We start from the raw sequence: 22,358 nt of genomic DNA on the forward strand, positions 1-22,358 counted from the left end.
GACAATAAAGCCCCAGCTCCGCAAGAACAACGCCGTCCACGCTTCCCTTCCTTCAATATATCATATTGTCAAAGAACAATTCGCTATTTGGCGAATTTCGCCCCTGTTTCCAAGGACTAGCGACGACTTTAGTGTTTGCCCCGAAGAGCTTGGTCACGTCCAGTTGTCTGGTAGAACCGACTGGCGCTGGCACCGCGTTGTCCGCAGCGCCGCCGTCGATGGAGGGGGTTATACGCAGGGGCCCATTCCGAGTCAACAACCTTTGTCAAAAAAGATTCACACAGGCAGGAGCCGCAAAAAAACGGCGGATTTCCGGGACCTAATAACGATGCACGACGCGGCTTCCGTCTGCTCAACGGTAAAATCCCGGAAGTTTTTTTGCGTATTCCAGGCAATGATGTCGGTTTACCCCTGTCCGTCGGACCGAAACCGGATTTGGGGCATGCGCGGACCGTTGTTCACAGCGACCAGGAACGGGCAGCAAAAGGCCCCTTTTATATAAAGAGGCCTTCTTTGACGCCTCCGCCCCAGATTGGCCTGATTGTTCGAAAATAAGACCCTCAGGCATATGAAGCTGACAACAAAGACATCTTTACCCGTGCTGCAGATTGACGGATAGCCAACAAATCGGCATTTTTCGCCTGCACCTGTAAAACCCGTTTGGATGCGCATGACGATCGTTCGACATGTCTTCATGCGACTGCGAGGAACCTGAGCCGCGAAATGCATTTTGGCCCTTTTCATACGCACCACCATTCGACGGTCGATCTCGGTGATATCCCGCCCCTCGTCGTCTATGACGAACGGCAGATCCTGCCGGACCGAAAAAACGTCTCACTCCGCTGGCTGACCGGATCGGTGCTGACGGGTATTACGTCCCTCGTGCTGATGGGAGGTGCCCTGTTTGCCGCCCTCGACGGACAATACAGCGTCACCGCCGCTCCCAACCCGGACCAGTATGCAGGCAATGCCCAGTTCTCGCCGCCATCGGATGGACCGGGCGCCAAGGGCGACAGGGTGATACGCACCGCAGAGGAATACGCCAACCGGCAGGTCATCCCCGTCAATGTGGTTACGCGCGACGGAGAACGGGAGCACATTCGGGTTCGGCCCTATGTGTTGATCAGCTCCAGCCTGGCGACCCGGAAGAATTCCGAACTCACGGACGCGATCCCCCCCTTCAACCCGCTCGACATGTTTTCCGATGTCCAGGTGGAACCGAAAAGACTGGCAACGGAATCGATATTTTCCAATGCCGACTACGGCGCGAAGGTCGAAGGCGAAGTCAGCATCAGCCTGAGATCATTCCCCGAGGACAGTTCGTCGATCGACCTGGACGAGACACCGGACGAATCCGAAGTCGAAAAAAGCGTCCGCCAGACAGCCCGGTTCCTCGCGGACAGTACGGTGGAAACGGCGGCAAAGTCGATCGTCGATCCGGGCCGTTTCGATTTCAATCTGGCCCGCCAGCCCGAATACGCCCGACTGGCGGTGCGGATCACGCCGGAAAACGTCTCCTTCATTTCCAAACGCGACGACGAAACCCGGTATGCCGGAATGGACGAGAAGATCGTTCCCATCTCCGAAGACAGCGCGATCGCGGATGTCCTGTCGGATAATGATGCGACCCCGGAAGAGGCGGAGTTGATCCAGAACGCCTTCGTCAACACCTACAGCATTGACGAACTGGTCGCCGGCCAACGGCTTCGCATTGCCTATGCGCCGAGCCCGAAGACCGGCCGCATGCGCCCGGAGCGCATCAGCCTCTATTCCGATACGGTTCACAAGGCGACCGTCGCCCGTTCCGATACGGGTGCCTACGTCAAGGCAAAGGCGCCGACGACCTTCCTGGCAGACGCCTTCGCAGAGGCCGATCGCATTTCTTATGGCGGACCGACGCCTGCGATCTATGACAGCATCTACCAGACAGCGCTGGAGCAGGATATGCCCGAGCCGCTGATTGAGGAACTGATCCGGGTCTTCTCCTTCGACGTCGATTTCAATTCCAGAGTCCAGCCCGGAGACTCCATCGAAGTCTTCTACGCCGACACGGACAAGGACACCGACAACCCGCCTGAAGTCCTCTATGCCTCACTCGACACGGGCTCCACGAAGCGGCGCTTTTACCGGTTCCGCACCCCGGATGACGGCATGATAGATTATTATGATTCCAACGGTCAGAGCGCTCAGAAATTCCTGATGCGCAAACCCGTACCGGAAGGCCGGTTCCGGTCCGGCTTCGGCATGCGCAAACACCCGATCCACGGTTATTCCAAGATGCATACCGGCGTGGACTGGGCCGCCCAGCGCGGCACGCCGATCATGGCGGCCGGCAACGGCACGGTGATCAAGGCCGGCTGGAGTTCGGGCTACGGCCGCCGGACCGAGATCCGCCATGCCAACGGTTATATCACGACCTACAATCACCAGTCCGGTTTCGCCAAGGGCATTCACGAAGGCGTCCAGGTGCGCCAGGGCCAGATCATCGGCTATGTGGGGTCCACCGGCCTGTCGACCGGTCCGCACCTGCACTATGAGGTCAAGGTCAACGAGCGCTACGTGGATCCGATGCGGATCCGCCTGCCGCGTGGCCGCGTGCTCGAAGGCGAGATGCTGGCGCAATTCGAAACCGAGCGCCTGCGCATCGATGCGTTGCTGGATCAGGCAAGGCGCCCCTCCAGGGTCGCCTCCGCGGTTCAATAAGGTTTGAAAACTCCACGCCGCCGAAAGAATACGCTTTGGATATAAAAAAAGCCGGCAAACATGGCCGGCTTTTTTCGTTTTTAGCGAAGTGATCAGGCCGCGGCAGCGGAACTGTCCCGGGTGGAAAAGACCAGCCGGTCTCCCCCGCCCGTCGCTTCGACCGTCTGCCCGTCGACGATCTCGCCGGCCAGCAGTTTTTCCGCCAGCGGATCCTGTACTTCCTTCTGGATCACCCGCTTCAGCGGCCGGGCACCATAAGCCGGATCGTAGCCTTTCTGGGCAAGCCAGGCGAGCGCGCCGTCGTCCAGTTCCAGGGTGATCTTGCGATCGGCCAGAAGGCCGCGCAGCCGCTCCAGCTGGATTGCGACGATGTCTGCCATCTGCGAGCGCTGCAGGCGATGGAACAGAACGATCTCGTCAAGACGGTTCAGGAACTCGGGGCGGAAATGCGCCCGCACCGCGCCCATCACCTGATCCCGGACCGCATCGGAGTCCTCGCCTTCCGGCTGACTGACCAGGAATTCCGCACCCAGGTTCGACGTCATGATGATCAGCGTGTTGCGGAAGTCCACGGTCCGGCCCTGACCATCGGTCAGACGGCCATCGTCAAGCACCTGCAGCAGCACGTTGAAAACGTCGCCATGAGCCTTTTCGACCTCGTCGAAGAGGACCACCTGATACGGCCTGCGGCGGACGGCTTCCGTCAAAACGCCGCCTTCCTCATAACCGACATAACCGGGAGGAGCCCCGATCAGCCGGGCCACGGAATGCTTTTCCATGAACTCCGACATGTCGATACGCACCATCGCGCTGTCATCGTCGAACAGGAAGCTTGCCAGCGCCTTCGTCAGTTCGGTCTTGCCGACCCCGGTCGGGCCGAGGAACATGAACGACCCGATCGGCCGGTTGGGATCCTGCAGCCCGGCCCGGGCCCTGCGGACCGCGGTCGACACCGCATGGATGGCCTCGGCCTGGCCGACCACGCGGTTGGCCAGAACATCCTCCATCCGGAGCAGCTTTTCCCGCTCGCCTTCCAGCATCTTGTCGACCGGAATGCCGGTCCACTTGGAGACGACCTGGGCGATGTGGGTCGGTGCGACCGCCTCATCGACCATGGCGTCGCTGTCATCGGCCGCCTCGGCTTCCGTCAGCTTGCGCTCCAGGTCCGGGATCACGCCGTAGGCAAGCTCGCCGGCCTTCGCCAGATCGCCGCGCCGCTGCGCGATTTCCAGATCGATCCGTGCCTGGTCGAGCTGTTCCTTGATCTTCTGCTCAAGATTCAGCTTTTCCTTTTCCCCCTGCCAGCGGCGGGTCATGGCGTCGGATTCCTCTTCCAGGTTGGACAGCTCCTTTTCGAGCTTTTCCAGCCTGTCCTTGGCCGCCTTGTCGTCTTCCTTCTTCAGCGCCTCGCGTTCGATCTTGAGCTGGATGATCCGGCGATCGAGCTCGTCCAGTTCTTCCGGCTTGGAATCGACCTGCATGCGCAGCCGGCTTGCGGCCTCGTCCACAAGGTCGATGGCCTTGTCCGGCAGGAACCGGTCCGTGATGTACCGGTTCGACATGGTCGCGGCCGCGACGATCGCCGAATCGGTGATCCGGACGCCGTGATGCAGCTCGTATTTTTCCTTGATACCGCGCAGGATGGAGATCGTGTCCTCCACCGTCGGTTCGCTGACGAAAACCGGCTGGAACCGGCGGGCTAGGGCCGCATCCTTTTCCACGTGCTTGCGGAATTCGTCGAGCGTGGTCGCGCCCACGCAGTGGAGCTCGCCGCGCGCAAGGGCCGGCTTCAGCAGGTTGGAAGCGTCCATCGCACCGTCCGCCTTGCCGGCACCCACCAGCGTATGCATCTCGTCGATGAACAGGATGATACCGCCGGCAGCCGACTCGACTTCCGAGAGGATCGCCTTCAGACGTTCTTCGAATTCACCGCGATACTTCGCGCCCGCAATAAGCGCACCCATGTCCAGGGCCAGCAATCGCTTTTCCTTCAGGGATTCGGGCACGTCGCCATTGACGATCCGCAACGCCAGGCCTTCCGCGATGGCGGTCTTGCCCACGCCGGGCTCGCCGATCAGCACAGGGTTGTTCTTGGTGCGTCGCGACAGAACCTGGATGGTCCGGCGGATTTCCTCGTCCCGACCGATGACCGGATCGAGTTTGCCGTCGCGCGCCACCTGGGTCAGGTCCCGGGCATATTTCTTCAGGGCGTCGTACTGGTTTTCGGCCGTCGCGCTGTCCGCGGTCCGCCCCTGACGAAGCGTGTTGATCGCCTCGTTCAGGCTGTTGGGCGTCACACCGGCGTTTTTCAGAAGCTTGCCGGCCTCGCTGTCCGCATCCATGGCCAACGCCAGCAACAGACGCTCGACGGTCACGAAGCTGTCACCGGCCTTTTCCGCGATTTTTTCAGCCTGGTCGAAGATACGGGCCGTGGCGGGCGCCAGATAGAGCTGACCGCTGCCGCCGGACACCTTCGGCATTTTCTCAAGAAGACGCTCGACCTCGGCCTGGGCAAGCTTCGCCTGGCCGCCGGCACGTTCGATCAGGCCGCTGGCCATCCCTTCCGGGTCGTCCAGCAGAACCTTGAGAACATGTTCCGGGGTGAATTGCTGATGGCCCTGGCCAAGAGCATAGGTCTGAGCCGACTGTACGAAACCCCGCGCCCGCTCAGTGTATTTTTCGAAATTCATACTTTCCCTCCTTGCCATCGGAACCACCCGAAGCATGGCCGATGATTTCGGAATGCAGATCCTGCCGTCAGGCATCTGCGCGGTCTCGTTGAGCCCCGCTCCTCCGATATAGTGTTGCAAAATGACAACAAAAGAGGGGGCCGCCGAAATTTTGCATCAGGACAGGACAAAAGAAAACGGCGCCCTCAAGGACGCCGTTTATATCTTTCAGCTTGATCGGGGCTGACCTTATTCGCCGGCCGCAACGACCTCTGCATCGGAGCTTTCTTCCGCCGGCTTGGCCTTGCGCGGCCGCGGAGCCCGACGGGCTCTCGGCTTGGGCGCCTCATCATCATCGCTCGAACCGGCCGCTTCTTCCGAAGCCGCATTGGCTTCGGCAGTCGTTTCAGCCGTCTCGGACTTGGCTCCGCGTCCACGCGTGCCGCGTGTGCGCCGACGGGGTTTGGCGTCCTCGCCATTTTCCGAACCGGCTTCGGGTGCATGACCGTTGACCTGACCGGATGCATCGATCAGCGGCATATCCTCGATGTAGGGCTGCGGGCTGTCTTCGCCGACCATGTCGCCACCGGCGGACGCCTGGACCTGATCGCGGCGATCGGAGGAACCGGTCGTGCCGGATCCCGACGCGGCAGCTTCCTGGCCCGCATCATCTCCGTCCGAACGGTTGCTCTGTGCGGCAGGCTGCAGATGCGCCTGGGCCGCAGCAACGATCCGCAGATAGTGCTCCGCATGCTGGAAATAGTTTTCAGACATGATCCGGTCGCCGGAAGCCTGTGCATCCCGGGCGAGCTGCTGGTACTTTTCTGCGATATGCAGTGCAGTTCCGCGGATCTTTACGTCCGGGCCATTCGATTCATAGCTCCGGCTTAACGGATTCGGCCCTTTGCGGCCACGCCCACGCATGCGCTTGTTGTTTTGATTTCCTGGTCTCATCCTGCCGTTTTCTCTTAAAGAACGGCGGCCTGCTTATCGCCGGCCCATCATCGGAATTCTATAATACCGATACGAAATAAATGCCGAAACCAACCGTGAGGGTCAGCGCCTGTCATTTGAAACGACCGCACAAGTTCTGTCCTACCGGTCAGCAACCGATGCACTCGCTGGTTTCTGCGACAGTCCGAAAGTCCGGGTCATCCCTTGTGCAACGAATTCCATAACGCAAAAGCGTCTGTCCCCACGTTGCCGGATGGGCGTGCTCCGCAATTTGCTGATCACTTATTCCGGTCTCGGCGAGGTGAACCTAACCGTTTCCGTCCGGATTTCCAAGCGGTTTTTCTCCATAGGCTTAAAACGCCTGCTTTTTATATCGCCTTGCAACAAGAACCCGGTCGTTTCCGCCAAGATCCTGAATGATTTCAATAGCAAAAAACCCGTAGTCGCCGAGAAGCGCCGCAACGGCGTCCGCCTGGTCAAAGCCGATTTCAAGGGCGATTCGCCCGTTGACGTTAAGGCAGCTTCGGGCTTGCGCGATGATAGAACGATAGGCATCCAGACCATCGATTCCACCGTCGAGCGCCCGTCGGGGATCATGGTCCCGCACCTCCGCGCCAAGCCCCTCGACGACAGCGGATGCGATGTAAGGCGGATTGCTGATGATCCAGTCGAACCCCCGACCGAGTGCTGCGCAATAGTCCCCGCGAACGCAGAGCAAGCGGCCCGCAACACCCGCCCTTGCGGCGTTCCCCGCTGCGCACTGCAGGGCCACCTCGGAAATATCGACAGCCACGCCCAGGCCGTTTGTGCGTTCGGCTAAAAGCGCGACCGCGATCGCTCCGGTGCCGGTGCCGATATCGGCAAATCGGAACCGGGTTTCCACCGGTGTCCGTTCAAGAACCGCCTCGACCAGCGTCTCCGTGTCCGGCCGCGGTTCCAACGTCTCGGAATTGAGCCTGAAATCGAGGCCCCAGAATTCCCGATGCCCAAGAATACGCCCGACCGGCATGCCCGACAGGCGCTTTTCGCACAACGCCCTTGCCTTGCCGCATGCGCCTTCGGACGCCTCGTCGTCGGCACCGAGTATGACCGTTGACACGTCCAGATCCAGGGCAGCGGCAACCAGGAGCCGCGCATCGAGATCGGCGGTTTCAAGGCCTTTATCGCGAAATCGGCCTCTGATTTCGCGAACGAGGGCGCCGATCTTCATCGTCAGACTTCTTCTGCGGCGAGCAGCGAGGCCTGGTGGTCCATGATCAGGGCGTCGATCACCTCGTCCAGCGCCTCGCCGGAAATGATCTGGTCCAGCTTGTAGAGCGTCAGACCGATCCGGTGGTCGGTCACGCGGCCTTGCGGAAAATTATAGGTTCTGATCCGCTCTGAACGGTCGCCCGACCCCACCTGAAGCCTGCGGGCCTCCGTGCGTTCGCTGGCCGCGCGTTCACGCTCCTCGTCATAGATGCGCGCCCTCAAAAGCTGCATGGCCCGGGCCTTGTTCTTGTGCTGCGACCGCTCGTCCTGAACCGCGACGACGATGCCGGTCGGCATATGGGTGATGCGAACCGCCGAATCCGTCGTGTTCACATGCTGTCCGCCGGCACCCGAGGCGCGGAAAGTGTCGATGCGCAGATCGCTGTCCTGAATATCGACATCCACGTCCTCCGCCTGGGGCAGCACGGCAACCGTCGCCGCCGACGTATGGATCCGTCCGCCCGATTCGGTGGCCGGTACCCGCTGCACCCGATGGACGCCGGATTCGAACTTCAAACGCGCGAAGACGTTTTCTCCCGACACAGCCGCGATGATTTCCTTGTAGCCGCCGACCTCGCCTTCGCTGGCCGACAGGACCTCCACCTTCCAGCCGTGCAATTCCGCATAACGCTGGTACATGCGGAAAAGGTCGCCGGCAAAAAGCGCTGCCTCGTCTCCGCCGGTCCCGGCCCGGACTTCCAGGATGGCATCGTTGGAATCCGCGGCATCCTTCGGCAACAGCCCGATCCGGACATCCTGGGTCAGGGTCTCGAGATTTTCCTCAAGTTCGTCCCGCTCGGCCTCGGCAAGTTCGCGCATCTCCGGATCCGTGTCCGGATCCGCCAGCATCGCTTCCGCATCGGCCAGATCGTCCTGCGCCTTCAGATAGGTGCGGATCTTGAAAATCAGCGGTTCCAGCCCGGCATATTCCCGGGACAGTTTCACATAGGTCTGCGGGTCCGGGTTGGCGGACATCTGATGCTCGATCTCGGCGAACCGGTCCAACAAAGTATCGAGCTTGTTACGCGCCAGCATGAGCGCCTGTCTCCTTCAAGGCCTCTCGGCAAGAGAGCCCGGGTGGTCGTGAAATGATCTTAGCTAAAGCGCCACGTCCATATCGGACGCAAAGCGCAACAGGAATTCGCGGATATTCGTTTCCGGATGGCCTGGCTCCAGGCGCGGCAGAAGCCGGGCCGACAACCGCCCGGCATCGAGCGAACGAAGCATCGCCTTCACCGGTCCCAGAGAAGCCGGCGACATGGAGAGATCCCGGTACCCCAGACCGATGAGCGCCATGGCCTCCAGCGGACGTCCGGCGAGTTCGCCGCACAGGGTCACCGGAACATGGGCCCTGTTTGCCGCATCCACAATGGTCTTGAGCGCCCTCAGGAAAGCGAAGTTGATCGGATCGAAGCGGTCGGACACCCGTGTGTTGCCCCGGTCGACGGCACAGAAAAACTGGAACAGGTCGTTGGAGCCGACCGAGACGAAATCGACATGATGCAGAAGTTCGTCCAGTTGGAACAGGAGCGAGGGGACCTCGATCATCACCCCGAGCCGGATGTTGTCCGGAATGCCGTGATCATGGCGCCGCAGGTGCTTGATCTCACGTTCCACCAGGCTCTTCGCCTTCAGGAACTCGTCCACCTCGGCGACCATGGGAAACATCAGTTTCAGTTCGCGGCCAGCGGCCGCCTTGAGCAGCGCCCGCATCTGCGTCCGCAGCAACCCCGGCCGGTCGAGGCCGAGGCGCAGGGCGCGCCAGCCCATCGCCGGGTTCTCTTCCTGAATGGAGCGCAGATAGGGCAGCACCTTGTCGCCGCCGATATCGAGCGAGCGGAAGGTGATCGGTTTCCCGTCCGCGGCATCCAGCACCTGTTCGTATTGCGCCTGCTGCTCGCGCATGCGCGGGAACGACGAAGCGACCATGAACTGCAGCTCGGTGCGGAACAGGCCGACGCCGACCGCTCCAGCCTCCGCCAGATGCGGCAGGTCGACCAGCAGCCCGGCATTCATCTGCAGGGAGATCTCGACACCGTCCTTGGTGACGGAGGGCTTGTTGCGCAGGCGCCGGTACTGTGCCTGGCGCCGTGCCCGGAACCGGACCTTTTCGGCATAGGCGTTCTCGACATCGGTCGCCGGGCGCAGATAGACCTCGCCGGCCTCGCCGTCGACGATGATGGCGTCACCCGCATCTGCCAGGCTGACGATATCCTCCACCTGGCCGACGGTCGGAATCCCCAGTGCCCGTGCAACGATGGTCACATGGCTGGTCGGGCCGCCCTCCTCCAGAACCAGACCGCGAATCCGGTCGCGTCCGTAATCGAGCAGTTCGGCCGCCCCCATGTTGCGGGCCACGATGATCGCATCCTGCGGCAGTTCCGAGGCGAGCGGACCGTGCTGGCGCCCCATCAGCTCCCGGATCAGGCGATGAGCAAGATCGTCGAGGTCATGCAGCCGCTCGCGCAGATAAGGATCGGTCTGGCGCAGCATGCGCGCACGCATGTCGCTTTGAACCTTTTCGACGGCGGCTTCGGCCGTCAGGCCGTTGCGGATCGCCTCTTCGATCTTGCGGATCCAGCCCCGGTCGTTGGCAAACATCCGATAGGCTTCGAGCACATCCCGGTGCTCGCCAATGGCCGCCATGTCGCCGCTGGACAAAAGATCGTCGATGGACAGGCGCAGCCGGTTGATGGCCGCCTCGAGCCGGTGGCTTTCCTTGTCCGTGTCCTCGGCGATCAGGTTGGTGACCACGACTCGCGGCTCGTGCAGCACCACATGGCCGAGGCCGACACCTTCGGAAAGCGGGACACCGATCGCATGAATCGGTCGGGAGAGGTCGAGACCGGTGCCCTTCTGGGCGATCGCTTCGAGTTCGCCGGCAGCCACCATTTCGGCAATGACCATTGCCGTGGTCTGCATCGCCTCGACTTCATCCTCGAGGTAGGTCCGGTGCGATTTGTTCTGAACGACCAGGACGCCGAGCGTCCGGCCCGCACGCAGGATCGGCACGCCGAGGAAGGAATTGTATTCCTCTTCACCCGTTTCCGGGAGATAGGCAAAGCCCGGATGGGCGCGGGCGTTGGGAAGATTGAGCGGTCGGGCTTCGGCCGCGATCAGACCGACAAGGCCCTGGCCGACCCGGAGCGACGCCTGGTGAACGGCTTCGGCCTTCAGACCTTCCGTGGCATAGAGTTCCAGAACGCCGTCGGCCCGAAGGATATAGACGGAGCACACCTCGGCGACCACATTCGCCGCGATCAGGACCACAATCTTGTCGAGCCGCTCCTGCGCCGTGATCGGCTCCGCCATGACTTCGCGGAGCCTGCGGAGCAACAGGCGCGGACCGGCCAGGTTGCTGCGCATCGCCTACCCCGTCAGGTTCGCATTGTCGGCAAATGGAAGACCTCTTCGGCCCCTCTGCCTGAATCGGACCGTTCTATCCGTCCAATCCGTATAGCGAATGGAGAGTCCTGACTGCAAGTTCCGTATAGGCAGAATCGATCAGCACGGAAATCTTGATTTCCGATGTCGTGATGGCGCGGATGTTGATGCCTTTTTCCGCCAGCGCACGGAAACACTGGGCGGCGATACCCGCATGAGAGCGCATACCAATGCCGATCACGGACACTTTGACCACATCCGTGGCGCCTTCCAGATTCTGGAAACCGATGGCATCCCGGTTCTCTTCCAGAACCTTGATCGCCCGCTGGTAGTCCGTTTCAGGCACGGTGAAGGTGATGTCCGTCGTCTTTCCGTCCGGCGAGATGTTCTGCACGATCATGTCGACGTTGATGTGCGCATCGGCCAGCGGACCGAAGACCGAATGGGCAACGCCCGGTTTGTCGGCCACGTCGCGAATCGAAATCTGGGCTTCGTCTTTGGCAAAAGCGATGCCGGTCACAACTTGCTGTTCCACGAGTTCGTCCTCGTCGCAAATAAGGGTTCCAGGGGGAAGGTTGCCGATGCCGATCTGCGGCGCATCCGGGTCGTCGAAGCTGGAGCGCACGAAGGTCCGCACGCCATAGACCATGGCCATTTCGACCGAGCGAACCTGCAGCACCTTTGCGCCGAGCGAAGCCATTTCCAGCATCTCCTCGAACGAGATCCGGTCGAGCCGCTTCGCCTTGGGCACGATGCGTGGATCGGTCGTATAGACCCCATCCACATCGGTGTAGATATCGCAGCGGTCGGCCTTGATCGAGGCCGCAATCGCCACCGCGCTGGTATCGGACCCGCCGCGGCCCAGCGTCGAGATCCGGTTGTCCGGGGATATCCCCTGGAAACCGGCGCAAACAGCCACCTGGCCCTGGGAAATCCGCTCGATCAGCAGGCTGCCGTCGATATCGGTGATCCGGGCCGCCCCATGACTCGTGTCGGTCTTGATCGGCACCTGCCAGCCCTGCCAGGACCGGGCATTGACGCCCATGTCCTGTAGCACGATTGCCAGGAGGCCCGAGGTCACCTGTTCGCCGGAAGCGACGACGGCGTCATACTCCCGGGCGTCGTGAAGGGGGGATGCTTCCCGGCAGAAGTCCACCAGCTTGTTTGTCTGGCCGGCCATGGCGGAGACGACCACCGCCACCTCGTGCCCGGCATCGACTTCCCGTTTCACATGTCGGGCCACATTTCGAATGCGGTCCAGGTCGGCAACCGAGGTGCCGCCAAATTTCATTACCAGTCGCGCCATTGTGGTCGTAGTCTTTTCATGAAAGGAACGAGAGCGCTGACCGCGCCCGGCGGATCGGGCGCCATCCATACAGGCAGAGGTCTTTCGCCGCAACAGGGCGTCTTGACAAAACCTGTCCGAGCTTCAAGTTCTCGCCCGGATATTATGACAGTCAGGCAGTGCCCTGAGGAAAGGAACCGACATGAGTGACGCGACCACCCGGAACGCAAGCACCGTCGATGAGGCGGAAGTCGCCCGCTTTTCCGCTATGGCGGCCGAGTGGTGGGACCCGACCGGCAAGTTCCGCCCCCTGCACAAGTTCAGTCCGGTCCGCCTCGCCTACATCAAGGAGATGGTCTGCGAGAAATTCGGCCGGGATCCGAAATCGCCTGCGGCCTTCAAGGGTTTGCGCTTCCTCGACATCGGTTGCGGCGGCGGGCTCCTGTGCGAACCCATGGCCCGCCTCGGCGCCGAAGTCATTGGCGCCGATCCCTCAACCACGAACATCGAGGTCGCGAAACTGCATATGCAGAGTTCCGGCCTCGACATCGATTACCGGGCGCAGACCGCGGAGGAACTCGCGGCGGCCGGCGAGACCTTCGATGTTGTCCTGAACATGGAAGTCGTCGAACATGTCGCCGATGCGTCCCTGTTCCTGAGCGAGACGGCGAAAATGGTCCGCCCCGGCGGCCTGATGTTCGTTGCGACCATCAATCGCACGCTGAAGGCCTACGCATTGGCGATCGTCGGTGCCGAATATGTCCTGCGCTGGCTGCCCAAGGGAACCCACACCTTCGACAAGCTGATGCGGCCGGCGGAAATCGAAGCGCCCCTCAACGAAGCAGGCATGCGGATCATAGATCGCTGCGGCGTCAGCTATAACCCGATGACGGACACCTGGAAACGGTCACGGGACATGGACGTGAACTACATGCTCCTGGCAGAACGGCCAGACGCCTGATCCGGCTCTTTCATCCAAAAGGCAAAGATCCCATGGAACCGATCGTTTTTGTGCCCGGCCTCCTGTGCACCGAACTTCTCTACACGCAGCAGATCGTCGCCTTTGCGGACCGGCCGCTCATGATCGCCGACCACCGCCGGCACGACACCATCCCCGCAATCGCGGCAAGCATTCTGGAAAAGGCGCCCGAGAAATTCTCCCTCGCAGGGCTCTCCATGGGCGGCTACATTGCCATGGAAATCATGCGGATCGCGCCCGAACGGGTGAGCCGACTGGCACTGCTCGATACCAACGCCCGCGCGGATACGCCGGAACAGACCGAGCGGCGCGAGTTTCTGATCGACCTGACCCGGAAAAAGGATTTCAAGAAGGTTCCGCACCTGCTCTACCCGGGGTTCGTCCATGAGAGCAGGGAAGACGATGAGGAGCTGAAAGCCATCGTGGTCGAAATGGCCATGGACACCGGCCCGGACGCCTTTATCCGACAACAGACGGCCCTGATCCGGCGCGATGACTCCCGCCCCACGCTTCACGAAATCAAATGCCCGACGCTGGTATTGGTCGGCGATGGCGACCGCCTGACGCCGCCCGACCTCGCACGGGAAATCCAGGGCCTGATCCCGGACAGCCGGCTGGCGGTCATCGAGGGATCGGGCCATCTGTCGACCCTGGAAAAGCCCGAGGCCGTCACCGCGCAACTGACCCGGTGGCTGTCGGAATGACCTCCGGTTATCAGCTCACGCGAACATAGGTTCCCGGCGCGTCGCCGAGGACAGGATAGCCTTTTTCCTCGTTCCCCACGGGCGGCAGATCGCCCGGTTTGCCGGATCGGTGGTTAAGCCAGTCGGACCAGGCTTCCCACCAGGAGCCTTCGCACATGTCGGCGCGTTCCTTCCAGGTTCCGGCATCGATGTATCCGTCATGCTCGAGCGTGGTCATGATCCGGTAATGTCGGTTCTTGTGCCCCGGCTCACTGACAATGCCCGCATTGTGCCCGCCGGCAGTCAGCACGAAGGTCACTTCCGAATCCGCCAGATGCACGATCTTGTAGACCGAACGCCAGGGCGCCACGTGATCGTGTTCGGTCCCGACCGCGAAGATCGGCACCTGGATGTCCTCGACCGAAACCGGCTGACCATCGACCTCGTATCGCCCTTCGGCAAAATCATTGTGCAGGAAAAGCTCGGTCAGATACTGCGAATGCATCTTGTAGGGCATGCGCGTTCCGTCCGCGTTCCATGCCATCAGATCGAACATGGGCGCCCGTTCGCCCAGAAGATATTCGCGCACCCCTTTCGACCAGATCATGTCGTTGGACCTGAGCAGCTGGAAAGCGCCCGACATCTGGTTGGTATCCAGGAAACCCTGTTCCCACATCATGTCTTCAAGGAACGAGACCTCGCTCTCGTCGATGAACAGGGTCAATTCCCCGGCCTCGGTGAAATCGGTCTGGGCCGCAAACAGGGACAGGCTGGCCACATGATGGCCGCCGTTGTGCATCATGCCCGCTACCGCGATGGACAGCAGGGTCCCTCCCAGGCAGTAACCCGCCATATGGGCCTTGTCCGCACCGGTGATCGCCAGCGCCGCATCCAGCGCCGCCTGAACCCCGAGCCTGCGGTAATCCTCCATGCCCAGATCCCGGTCTTCCTTTCCCGGATTTTTCCAGGAAATCATGAAGACGGTATAGCCTTCGCTCAGGAGATAGCGCACCAGCGAGTTCTGTTCCGACAGGTCGAGGATGTAATATTTCATGATCCAGGCCGGCACGATCACGACAGGCTCCGGCCGGACTTTGTCCGTCGTCGGCGTGTACTGGATCAGCTCGATCAGCCGGTTCCGGTAGACGATCTTGCCGGGCGTATTCGCCAGATTGCCGCCGACCTCGAAATTCTCCAGGCCTGCCGGCGGGAGATGCCGGCTCTGGCGGTCCAGATCCTCGGTGAAATACTGCGCGCCCCGGACAATGTTCATCCCCGCTTCCTGAACGGTCCGCTCGATCACTTCCGGATTGGTCCAGAAGAAATTGGACGGCGAGAAAAAGTCCAGGATCTGGCGGGTCGTGAAATCAACCACCTTCTCGTGATGAGCGGTCACGCCCCGTACGTCGGTCATGGCGTTGTACCACCACTGCTGACCGAGCAGGAAGCTTTGGGAATAGATGTTGAAGGGAAACTTCTCCCATCCCGGATGATCGAACCGGTGGTCCTGCGGCAGGGGCTCGATACAGCGCTCGCCATCGCCATGGGTCGCGCAGACCCCGGCCGAGAAGCGCAGCAGCCGCTGCCACTTGGTCCAGGCCTTTTCGACAAGCCGCCCCTGCTTGCCGGGCGACATGGCCAGATGCAGCGCCCAGTCCATATAGGCGCTCCATAAAGCGGCCGGAGATATGCCCATGGTGCCGCGGGCGATCGTTGCCCGTGTCGCCCGATCCATCAGTTCCGCGAATGCGGTCACCGAATAGCTGTCCTCGACGGCCTCGAGGTCCTGTTCGAAGTCCATCGGAGAATGCTCGATCGCGGATTTGTTGCCGTCCCGCTTTCGGGACACAGGTTTCGGCTTGTCAGGCTTTACGGGCATCGCGCCCTCCGTACCTTGGGTTTAGATCCGGGAAACTTTGTCATCGCAAGCGCGAAAGTTCCCTTAAAATCGTCACAACTCTATGACGTAGATCAATTAGGGTGCATTGCAATAATGTTAATAGCTAGGCAAGGTGAAGAGCCGGCTAACGATCAGGCTGTACCGGGCCGCAGGCATCCTTGCTCCAACTCTCTTCAACAGCAAAGGGGAACGTCATGTCGGGAAAGACCACACCAGCACCGTTCGATCTCACCAAGATGATGATGCCCGCGTTTTCCAACTGGGCCTTCGCCGAGCGGGAAGACAGGCTCGAGGAAAAGACTTTCGAAGGGATCCAGCATGCCCAGCGCGCGGTCTGGGAGCAGGCCGAAAAGGCGCTGGACGATCACATGAATTTCGTCAGCCATCGGCTGCATGAGGATTTCGAATGCGCCAAGGCCTTGGGCGAGTGCACGATGCCCGACCAGGCCTTTGCCACCCTGCAGACCTTCTACACGAAAATGGCCGACGAATATCAGAGCCATTTCACCAAGCAGATCGAGCTGTTTCAAAGCGGCCTGAACAAGGGCATGGCGACCGTAGAGGAACTCGGCGAGACCGCTGTTGAAGCCGCATCCGAACTGGCCCATGCCGCGGAAGAAAGCATGGAAGAAGCCACCAAGCCGGTTTCCCGGAAAAAGGCTCCGGCCAGCAAGAGCTGAAACCGGCGGTTCTACCGCCTCGCACATCATCAGATCATGAATCAGGGAAAGGCTTCGATAGAAGCCTTTCCCGCAAGGATGGCCTTGGCCTGGTTCTTTTGGCCTAGTTCTTCTCGTCCGGAAGAACGGGAAGCGGCAGGATGTCTATCCCTTCATCCAGCAGCGCCTTGGCGTCTTCGAGGCTCGATTCCCCGTAGATGTTGCGCTCTTCCGTTTCGCCGTAATGCATCCGGCGGGCTTCTTCGGGAAAGTCCTTGCCGACATAGTCGGATGCCTCGACCATGCGCTTGCGCAGGGTCTTGAGCGCCTCGATGACTTCTTTCTGGCGCACGTCCTGGGGCATGAGCGCCGCCTGCTGAACGACCTGCGCGTCGGCGCCTGCAGCAACCGGTGCCGGGACACTGACCTGCGCGTCCGGAACGGCCGGCATCTGAGCGGCCGGATCGTTCTCGATCGACCTTCGTTTCGCCCGTGATGTGGAAACCGCCGGCGCCATCAGCTTTTTCCGGATATCGGTCGACCCGCAGACCGGGCAGGAAATGAGCTTCCTGTCGTTCTGGGTCGAAAAATCATCCGAATTGCGGAACCATCCTTCGAATTCATGCGTAAAATCGCAGGTCAGCGCGTAGCGGATCAATTCATCGTCTCCTGAACCCGACGAACGATTTCGACCGAGAAGTCACGTTCATTGGCGATCGCAGGGATACGCTGGCGCGCCTTGCCGGTTTCCTCCGGCTTGATGACGGCCGTCAGGAAACCGGGTTCATCATGATCGAGTTCGCCGATCACGACACCCCAGGGATCGACGATCACGCTGTGCCCGTAGGTCTCCCGTCCGTCTTCATGGCGCCCGCCCTGGGCCGCCGAAATCATGTAGGCCCCGTTCTCGATGGCGCGGGCGCGCTGCAACACATGCCAATGGGCTTCACCGGTCTGGCGGGTAAAGGCGGCCGGCGCCGAGAGAATCTCCGCACCCTGGCGAGCCTGCTCGCGGAAGATCGCGGGGAACCGCACGTCATAACAGATCGCCATCCCCAGACGCGCCCAGGGCAACTCCGCAATGACCGTTTTGGTGCCCGGCTCATAGGTTGCGGATTCGCGCCAGCTTTCGCCGTTGGGCAGATCGACGTCGAACATATGGATCTTGCTGTATCGTGCGGCAATGCGTCCTTCCGGCGACAGGAGAAATCCCCGGTTGGCGACCTTGTCGCCGAAACGGACCGCAATGGAACCGATGTGGATCCAGACGCCGAGTTCCTCCGCCAGCTTGCGGAGCCGCGCGACGGTCATGTCTTCGTCTTCGCCGGCAATACGCTCCATCAACTCATCCCGGCTGCGCACCAGGACGTTGGTCATCTCCGGTGTCTGGATGAACCGGGCGCCGGCATCGGCCGCCTGCCGGATCAGGTCCGAGCAAAGCTCAATGTTGTCGGCGATGTTTTTGCCGCTGCGCAATTGCACGCATGCTGCGGTGAAGTCGCTCATTGCCGGTTCCCACCTGTCATTTTTATCCGGTCATCCCGTCTTCAGGCGGCCAGAAGCGGATCCAGCTTGCCCGCTCGTTCCAGATCGTGCAACTCGTCGCAGCCGCCCACATGGGTCGAACCGATGAAGATCTGCGGGAATGTCGCGCGACCGTTTGCGCGCTGCACCATTTCCTGCCGGAGCGCGGGATCGAAGGTCGCGTCGAATTCCTGAAAGGCGACGCCTTTCTTTTCCAGCAAACGTTTTGCCGCCGTACAAAATCCGCAAAGCTGGCGTGTATAGATGACGACTTCAGCCATTGTGTTTCCTTGGGTTTTCAGGCTTTCCGCCTGTAAAGCTGCCCCGTTATATGGCTATTTTCAAGCTGAGTGCAATTGCAGCATCTCTCACTCATGCGAGAGCACTTGCCGGATCCGCATTTGCAAACGTCAGCACGTCGACACCCGCAGCGCCCGCCGACTTGAGGATCCTGGTGCAAGCGGTAACCGTTGCACCGGTCGTCAGCACATCATCAACGAGAACCGCTTGTTTTCCGTAAACAATCTCCTCCAGATCCTTACGGATGCCGAAAGCCCCGCGCACATTCCTCTGCCTGGCGACGGCATCGAGCCCGACCTGTTGGCGTGTCCTTCGGTTGCGATGCAGCAATTCCGGTACATAGGTGCCGCCGGACATTTCGGCGACAGCGCGCGCAAGATCCGCGGCCTGATTGAAATGGCGCTGCCACAGACGGAACCGGTGCAGCGGCACGGGCACGATCACGCTGTTTTCGTCCAGGAACTCCCGGCCCGCACGAACCATCCAGCTTCCCATGGGCCCGGCCAGTTCCCGCCTCCGGGAAAACTTCAGAGCCAGGACAAGATCCCGAGCCGTACCGGAATAATGAGTGGCCGCCCGCGCCCTGTCGAACACCGGCGGCTCGGCTATGGCGCGCGGAGACAGGCCGTCCTTGCCGATATCATGCGAAAACGGCGTTCCGTAACGCGCGCACCAGGGCTGTTCCAGAAACGGCATGTCGCGCCAGCAATCGGCACACAGTCCGTCGGGCTGATCGGTCACGGCTGAGCAGGCAAGACATCGCGGCGGCAACAACAGATCGAGCACGCCGCCGGCGGCCCGGCGGCTCCACCGCCCGGCAATTCCGAACACCCTCTTTCCCGCCAAACTCGCGTGTACCACGGCCCACCTTCGGAAAAACACCGCTCAGGCTATCACGTTTTTGACGCGGACGGTTGCATTGCCTATGTCAACGAAAGATCGCAGCCGGAATTGGCTGCCAGCAGGAACCGTGAAATCCGATGACCGCTCCCGACATCTTCGACCGCCGGCTTTTCAGGCAACGCCGTCTCAACGCGCTCCGGAAAAAAATAAACGGCGCGGATTTCCTGCTGAAGACCGTCAGCGACGACCTTGCCGACCGGCTGTCGATGATCAGCCGCAATTTCAAAACGGGGATCGATCTGGGCGGCCATACCGGGCATATCGCCGCCATGCTCAAACAAAGCGGCAAGGTCGAAACCGTCTACCGGGGGGATCTGTTCGATCCCGACCCTGCGCTCGATCCGCCCGATTTCGTCTTTGACGATGCTCTGCCGCCGCTGAGGGATGCCTCGGTCGGCCTGATCGTATCCGCGCTTTCCCTGCAATTCGTCAACGACCTTCCCGGGACCCTGATCCAGATCCGCCGGGCGCTTGAGCCCGATGGCCTGTTCCTGGCCACGCTGCCGGGCGCCGAGACGCTTTTCGAATTGCGCGATGTGCTGATGCGCGCGGAACTGGAACTGAGCGGCGGCGCGGCCCCGCGGGTCGGCCCGTTTACCGATGTCCGCGAACTGGGCAGCCTGCTCCAGCGAGCCGGCTTCGCCCTGCCGGTCACCGACCTCGACCGGATCACCGTCCGCTACAATTCGCTGTTCGACCTGATGAACGATCTGAGGGCGATGGGTGCGGCATCTGTCTTGCGGGAACGCAGCCGAACCCCCCTGTCGAAACAGGTTTTCTTCAGGGCGGCGGAGCTTTACGCCCGCGATCACGCGGATGCGGATGGACGGATCCGGGCAACCTTTGCCCTCGTGTCACTCTCCGGCTGGGCCCCGCACGAGAGCCAGCAGAAACCCTTGAAGCCGGGCTCAGCGAAAACAAGCCTTGCTGATGCCCTGAATGCACAGAAAGGCGATCTGAAGAAATAGTCGGAAGGAAGGGCCAGTCACTCGGATCTGAAGTTCGTCTCTTTTCTCAGCGTGTTCTGAACGAACTTCAGATTCAAAGGGGTGACGAGCAAATATATGTTTCTAGTGTGGTTTTGGGATTTGAAATACGCTCCGGCATTGGTTGCGGAAAAGAGGCGTATTTCAAATCCACCACACTAGTTCGCCTCGCCGCCGCTCATCGCGGTGGAGATTACGCCGAAGATATCGTCCCGGATCGTCAAGCCGATCGACGTCAGGGTCGCTATGATGGCGACGCTGATCATTCCGACGATCATGCCGTATTCGACGGTGGTGGCACCTGTCTCTTCTCCGGAGAAACGCTGCACGGAGGCTGCAAGTCCAGTTTCGAAGAAGCCGGCTGCCTTTCCAACATGCGTCATCACAGTGCCCTTTCACCAAACGGATCGGGGCAACATGCCCCTTACGTCGACACCAGATCCATCAGATGCGGTATCAGCGGTTCGTCGGCGGGAGGCATGGGGTAATCGCGAAGCCGGACGGGGCGGACCCATTTGAGGGCCTGACCTTCCATCGCGCTCGGCGTTCCGTCCCATCGACGGCAGACGTAAAGTGGCATCAACAAATGAAAATCTTCATAAGCGTGGCTCGCAAAGGTCAGGGGCGCGAGGCACGCTTCGTTAACGCTTATGCCGAGTTCTTCGTCAAGTTCTCGGATAAGTGTCTCTTCCGGCCGCTCGCCCGCCTCGACCTTGCCGCCCGGGAATTCCCACAATCCGGCCATTGATTTTCCTTCCGGCCTTTGGGCAAGCAGGATACGCCCGTCAATATCGACAAGGGCACAGGCGGCGACCAGGACAATACGGCTCATGAATAGACTGTTCCACTGTCTGACAGATGGCTTACGGACGGTTTACCCTGTTACGCAACACTTCTTAGTGGCGTGCGATGTGCGCCGTCCGTCGACCGTCAGCTTCGGTAATCGCCGTTGATGGCGACATATTCCTTGGTGAGATCGCAGGTCCAGACCCGGGCGCAGCCGGCGCCGAAACCGAGATCGACGCGAATGACGATCTCTTCTTCCTTCATGACCGCGCTTGCGGCCTGTTCGGAGTAATCCGGATCGCGTTCGCCTTCCACGGCGACACGAACGTCGCCGAACCAGATGGCCAGCCGGTCCCGGTCCGCGGGTTCGCCGGCCTTTCCGACCGCCATGACCACACGGCCCCAGTTCGCGTCCTCACCGGCGATCGCCGTCTTCACCAGCGGCGAATTGGCGATCGACATGGCAATGACCTTGGCCGATGCGTCGCTCTCCGCGCCTTCGACCTGGATTTCCACGAACTTCCGCGCGCCTTCGCCGTCCCGCACGATCTGCTGGGACAGGTTCACCATCACGTCGGCAAGCGCAGCTTGCACCGTGGCCACACGCGGATCGTCCAGGGATGCAATCGGCTCCACGCCCCGTTTCGCCGCCGTGCCGGTTGCAAACAGCAGCACCGTATCGGAGGTCGAGGTATCGCTGTCGACCGTCAACGAATTGAAACTACCGTCGACTTCCCCGGAAAGCATCGCCTGCAAGACGTCGGCGGAAATCGCCGCGTCGGTGAAGATGAACGACAGCATGGTTGCCATGTCCGGGGCGATCATCCCTGCGCCCTTGGCCATGCCGTTGATGGTGACGGTTTCCCCGTCGAGATCGACCGAGGCGGTGGCCACCTTGGGATAGGTATCGGTGGTCATGATCGCCCTGGCGGCGTCGATCCACGCGGCCGGCTTTTCCATCGCCGCAAGACCGTCGATCACCGTCTCGAACTTCTCCGCAGCCAGCGGCTCGCCGATCACACCCGTGGACGCAAGGAAGATTTCTTCGGGCTTGCAGTCCAGCGCCCTGGCGGCAATGCGCGCAGACAGCTCGACGGCCGCCTTGCCTTTCTTGCCGGTGAAGGCATTGGCATTTCCGGAGTTGACCATCAAACCGCGGGCGCTTCCCGTTTTCAGGATGGACTTGCACCAGTCGACCGGTGCCGACGAGCAACGCGACTTGGTGAAGACGCCGGCAACGGTGGTTCCCGCGTCGATCCGCGCCAGAAGGACGTCTGTCCGGCCCTTGTACTTGATGCCTGCTTCGGCCGTTGCAAAACGAACCCCATCGATTTCCGGCATGTCCGGATAGGATTTGGGGGCAAGGGGAGAAACTGACGCTGACGCGGCCAT

At 61.1% G+C, this 22,358-nt stretch carries 19 protein-coding genes; 5 read left to right on the plus strand and 14 right to left on the minus strand.

All coding sequences use genetic code 11. The features are described from left to right. The first annotated feature begins 723 nt into the window (after positions 1 to 723). On the plus strand, positions 724 to 2,703 hold the full coding sequence (locus tag ACN0SO_RS20615; protein WP_417680613.1) for a M23 family metallopeptidase: 1,980 nt from the start codon (positions 724 to 726) through the stop codon (positions 2,701 to 2,703). Between the two features lie 92 nt (positions 2,704 to 2,795). On the opposite strand, the gene clpB is transcribed toward ACN0SO_RS20615, so the two are convergent. The 6 genes from clpB to ACN0SO_RS20645 form a co-directional block, all read right to left on the minus strand. Beyond that, positions 2,796 to 5,393, minus strand: a complete 2,598-nt coding sequence (gene clpB, locus ACN0SO_RS20620; RefSeq protein WP_417680614.1) for an ATP-dependent chaperone ClpB — start codon at positions 5,391 to 5,393, stop codon at positions 2,796 to 2,798. Between the two features lie 228 nt (positions 5,394 to 5,621). After that, entirely contained in the window at positions 5,622 to 6,326 is a 705-nt protein-coding gene (locus tag ACN0SO_RS20625; RefSeq protein WP_417680615.1) for a DUF4167 domain-containing protein, read from the minus strand. Between the two features lie 352 nt (positions 6,327 to 6,678). Beyond that, positions 6,679 to 7,536, minus strand: a complete 858-nt coding sequence (prmC, locus tag ACN0SO_RS20630; protein ID WP_417680616.1) for a peptide chain release factor N(5)-glutamine methyltransferase — start codon at positions 7,534 to 7,536, stop codon at positions 6,679 to 6,681. Between the two features lie 2 nt (positions 7,537 to 7,538). Further along, positions 7,539 to 8,612 carry a peptide chain release factor 1 gene (gene prfA, locus ACN0SO_RS20635; RefSeq protein ID WP_417680617.1) on the minus strand — a complete coding sequence of 358 codons (1,074 nt, stop codon included), beginning with the start codon at positions 8,610 to 8,612 and terminating at the stop codon, positions 7,539 to 7,541. Positions 8,613 to 8,675: 63 nt separating this feature from the next. Then, a complete protein-coding gene (ptsP, locus tag ACN0SO_RS20640) occupies positions 8,676 to 10,943 on the minus strand; it encodes a phosphoenolpyruvate--protein phosphotransferase (RefSeq protein WP_417680618.1) in 2,268 nt (755 codons plus the stop codon). 73 nt (positions 10,944 to 11,016) lie between these two features. Beyond that, entirely contained in the window at positions 11,017 to 12,267 is a 1,251-nt protein-coding gene (locus tag ACN0SO_RS20645) for an aspartate kinase (protein ID WP_417680619.1), read from the minus strand. 181 nt (positions 12,268 to 12,448) lie between these two features. Here ACN0SO_RS20645 and ubiG point away from each other — a divergent pair, with 181 nt between their 5' ends. After that, the gene (gene ubiG, locus ACN0SO_RS20650; protein ID WP_417680621.1) at positions 12,449 to 13,207 is read left to right on the plus strand and encodes a bifunctional 2-polyprenyl-6-hydroxyphenol methylase/3-demethylubiquinol 3-O-methyltransferase UbiG; all 759 of its coding nucleotides are present in this window, start codon (positions 12,449 to 12,451) and stop codon (positions 13,205 to 13,207) included. Positions 13,208 to 13,239: 32 nt separating this feature from the next. Then, on the plus strand, positions 13,240 to 13,929 hold the full coding sequence (locus ACN0SO_RS20655) for an alpha/beta fold hydrolase (protein ID WP_417680623.1): 690 nt from the start codon (positions 13,240 to 13,242) through the stop codon (positions 13,927 to 13,929). 10 nt (positions 13,930 to 13,939) lie between these two features. Here the strand turns inward: ACN0SO_RS20655 and ACN0SO_RS20660 are convergent, their stop codons facing one another. After that, the gene (locus ACN0SO_RS20660) at positions 13,940 to 15,787 is read right to left on the minus strand and encodes a PHA/PHB synthase family protein (protein ID WP_417680625.1); all 1,848 of its coding nucleotides are present in this window, start codon (positions 15,785 to 15,787) and stop codon (positions 13,940 to 13,942) included. Positions 15,788 to 16,002: 215 nt separating this feature from the next. Here ACN0SO_RS20660 and ACN0SO_RS20665 point away from each other — a divergent pair, with 215 nt between their 5' ends. Continuing rightward, on the plus strand, positions 16,003 to 16,488 hold the full coding sequence (locus ACN0SO_RS20665; RefSeq protein ID WP_417680627.1) for a phasin family protein: 486 nt from the start codon (positions 16,003 to 16,005) through the stop codon (positions 16,486 to 16,488). Between the two features lie 103 nt (positions 16,489 to 16,591). Here ACN0SO_RS20665 and ACN0SO_RS20670 read toward each other — a convergent pair whose 3' ends face one another. The 4 genes from ACN0SO_RS20670 to ACN0SO_RS20685 form a co-directional block, all read right to left on the minus strand. Beyond that, the gene (locus ACN0SO_RS20670; RefSeq protein ID WP_417680629.1) at positions 16,592 to 17,125 is read right to left on the minus strand and encodes a DUF1178 family protein; all 534 of its coding nucleotides are present in this window, start codon (positions 17,123 to 17,125) and stop codon (positions 16,592 to 16,594) included. After that, positions 17,122 to 17,973 (minus strand): carbon-nitrogen hydrolase family protein, encoded by an 852-nt coding sequence (locus ACN0SO_RS20675; RefSeq protein ID WP_417680631.1) that lies wholly within the window; start codon positions 17,971 to 17,973, stop codon positions 17,122 to 17,124. Before ACN0SO_RS20675 ends, ACN0SO_RS20670 begins: the two co-directional genes overlap by 4 nt. Positions 17,974 to 18,014: 41 nt before the next feature. Then, a complete protein-coding gene (gene grxC / locus ACN0SO_RS20680) occupies positions 18,015 to 18,272 on the minus strand; it encodes a glutaredoxin 3 (protein WP_417680633.1) in 258 nt (85 codons plus the stop codon). 91 nt (positions 18,273 to 18,363) lie between these two features. After that, the gene (locus tag ACN0SO_RS20685; RefSeq protein WP_417680634.1) at positions 18,364 to 19,122 is read right to left on the minus strand and encodes a ComF family protein; all 759 of its coding nucleotides are present in this window, start codon (positions 19,120 to 19,122) and stop codon (positions 18,364 to 18,366) included. Positions 19,123 to 19,271: 149 nt separating this feature from the next. On the opposite strand from ACN0SO_RS20685, the gene ACN0SO_RS20690 reads away from it, so the two are divergent. Continuing rightward, a complete protein-coding gene (locus ACN0SO_RS20690; RefSeq protein WP_417680636.1) occupies positions 19,272 to 20,162 on the plus strand; it encodes a methyltransferase domain-containing protein in 891 nt (296 codons plus the stop codon). A gap of 176 nt (positions 20,163 to 20,338) precedes the next feature. Here ACN0SO_RS20690 and ACN0SO_RS20695 read toward each other — a convergent pair whose 3' ends face one another. The 3 genes from ACN0SO_RS20695 to argJ form a co-directional block, all read right to left on the minus strand. Beyond that, positions 20,339 to 20,563: a Flp family type IVb pilin gene (locus tag ACN0SO_RS20695; RefSeq protein WP_417680638.1), complete on the minus strand. Its 225-nt coding sequence runs from the start codon at positions 20,561 to 20,563 to the stop codon at positions 20,339 to 20,341. 41 nt (positions 20,564 to 20,604) lie between these two features. Beyond that, positions 20,605 to 21,012 carry a (deoxy)nucleoside triphosphate pyrophosphohydrolase gene (locus tag ACN0SO_RS20700; protein ID WP_417680640.1) on the minus strand — a complete coding sequence of 136 codons (408 nt, stop codon included), beginning with the start codon at positions 21,010 to 21,012 and terminating at the stop codon, positions 20,605 to 20,607. Positions 21,013 to 21,110: 98 nt separating this feature from the next. Then, complete coding sequence (gene argJ / locus ACN0SO_RS20705; protein WP_417680642.1) at positions 21,111 to 22,358, minus strand: bifunctional glutamate N-acetyltransferase/amino-acid acetyltransferase ArgJ; 1,248 nt, start codon at positions 22,356 to 22,358, stop codon at positions 21,111 to 21,113.

It is taken from the genome of Roseibium sp. (genome assembly GCF_048260565.1).
In the GTDB taxonomy this organism is placed as follows: Bacteria; Pseudomonadota; Alphaproteobacteria; order Rhizobiales; family Stappiaceae; genus Roseibium.

Excerpts from the sequence above, each read along its gene's own strand:
- clpB (WP_417680614.1), bottom strand. The coding sequence starts at position 5,393 with ATGAATTTCGAAAAATACACTGAGCGGGCGCGGGGTTTCGTACAGTCG.
- ptsP (WP_417680618.1), bottom strand. The coding sequence starts at position 10,943 with ATGCGCAGCAACCTGGCCGGTCCGCGCCTGTTGCTCCGCAGGCTCCGC.
- ACN0SO_RS20695 (WP_417680638.1), bottom strand. The coding sequence starts at position 20,563 with ATGACGCATGTTGGAAAGGCAGCCGGCTTCTTCGAAACTGGACTTGCA.
- grxC (WP_417680633.1), bottom strand. The coding sequence starts at position 18,272 with ATGGCTGAAGTCGTCATCTATACACGCCAGCTTTGCGGATTTTGTACG.
- ACN0SO_RS20660 (WP_417680625.1), bottom strand. The coding sequence starts at position 15,787 with ATGCCCGTAAAGCCTGACAAGCCGAAACCTGTGTCCCGAAAGCGGGAC.
- ACN0SO_RS20655 (WP_417680623.1), top strand. The coding sequence starts at position 13,240 with ATGGAACCGATCGTTTTTGTGCCCGGCCTCCTGTGCACCGAACTTCTC.
- ACN0SO_RS20665 (WP_417680627.1), top strand. The coding sequence starts at position 16,003 with ATGTCGGGAAAGACCACACCAGCACCGTTCGATCTCACCAAGATGATG.
- prfA (WP_417680617.1), bottom strand. The coding sequence starts at position 8,612 with ATGCTGGCGCGTAACAAGCTCGATACTTTGTTGGACCGGTTCGCCGAG.
- ACN0SO_RS20690 (WP_417680636.1), top strand. The coding sequence starts at position 19,272 with ATGACCGCTCCCGACATCTTCGACCGCCGGCTTTTCAGGCAACGCCGT.
- prmC (WP_417680616.1), bottom strand. The coding sequence starts at position 7,536 with ATGAAGATCGGCGCCCTCGTTCGCGAAATCAGAGGCCGATTTCGCGAT.
- ACN0SO_RS20700 (WP_417680640.1), bottom strand. The coding sequence starts at position 21,012 with ATGAGCCGTATTGTCCTGGTCGCCGCCTGTGCCCTTGTCGATATTGAC.
- ACN0SO_RS20615 (WP_417680613.1), top strand. The coding sequence starts at position 724 with ATGCATTTTGGCCCTTTTCATACGCACCACCATTCGACGGTCGATCTC.
- ACN0SO_RS20625 (WP_417680615.1), bottom strand. The coding sequence starts at position 6,326 with ATGAGACCAGGAAATCAAAACAACAAGCGCATGCGTGGGCGTGGCCGC.
- ACN0SO_RS20645 (WP_417680619.1), bottom strand. The coding sequence starts at position 12,267 with ATGGCGCGACTGGTAATGAAATTTGGCGGCACCTCGGTTGCCGACCTG.
- ubiG (WP_417680621.1), top strand. The coding sequence starts at position 12,449 with ATGAGTGACGCGACCACCCGGAACGCAAGCACCGTCGATGAGGCGGAA.
- ACN0SO_RS20675 (WP_417680631.1), bottom strand. The coding sequence starts at position 17,973 with ATGAGCGACTTCACCGCAGCATGCGTGCAATTGCGCAGCGGCAAAAAC.
- argJ (WP_417680642.1), bottom strand. The coding sequence starts at position 22,358 with ATGGCCGCGTCAGCGTCAGTTTCTCCCCTTGCCCCCAAATCCTATCCG.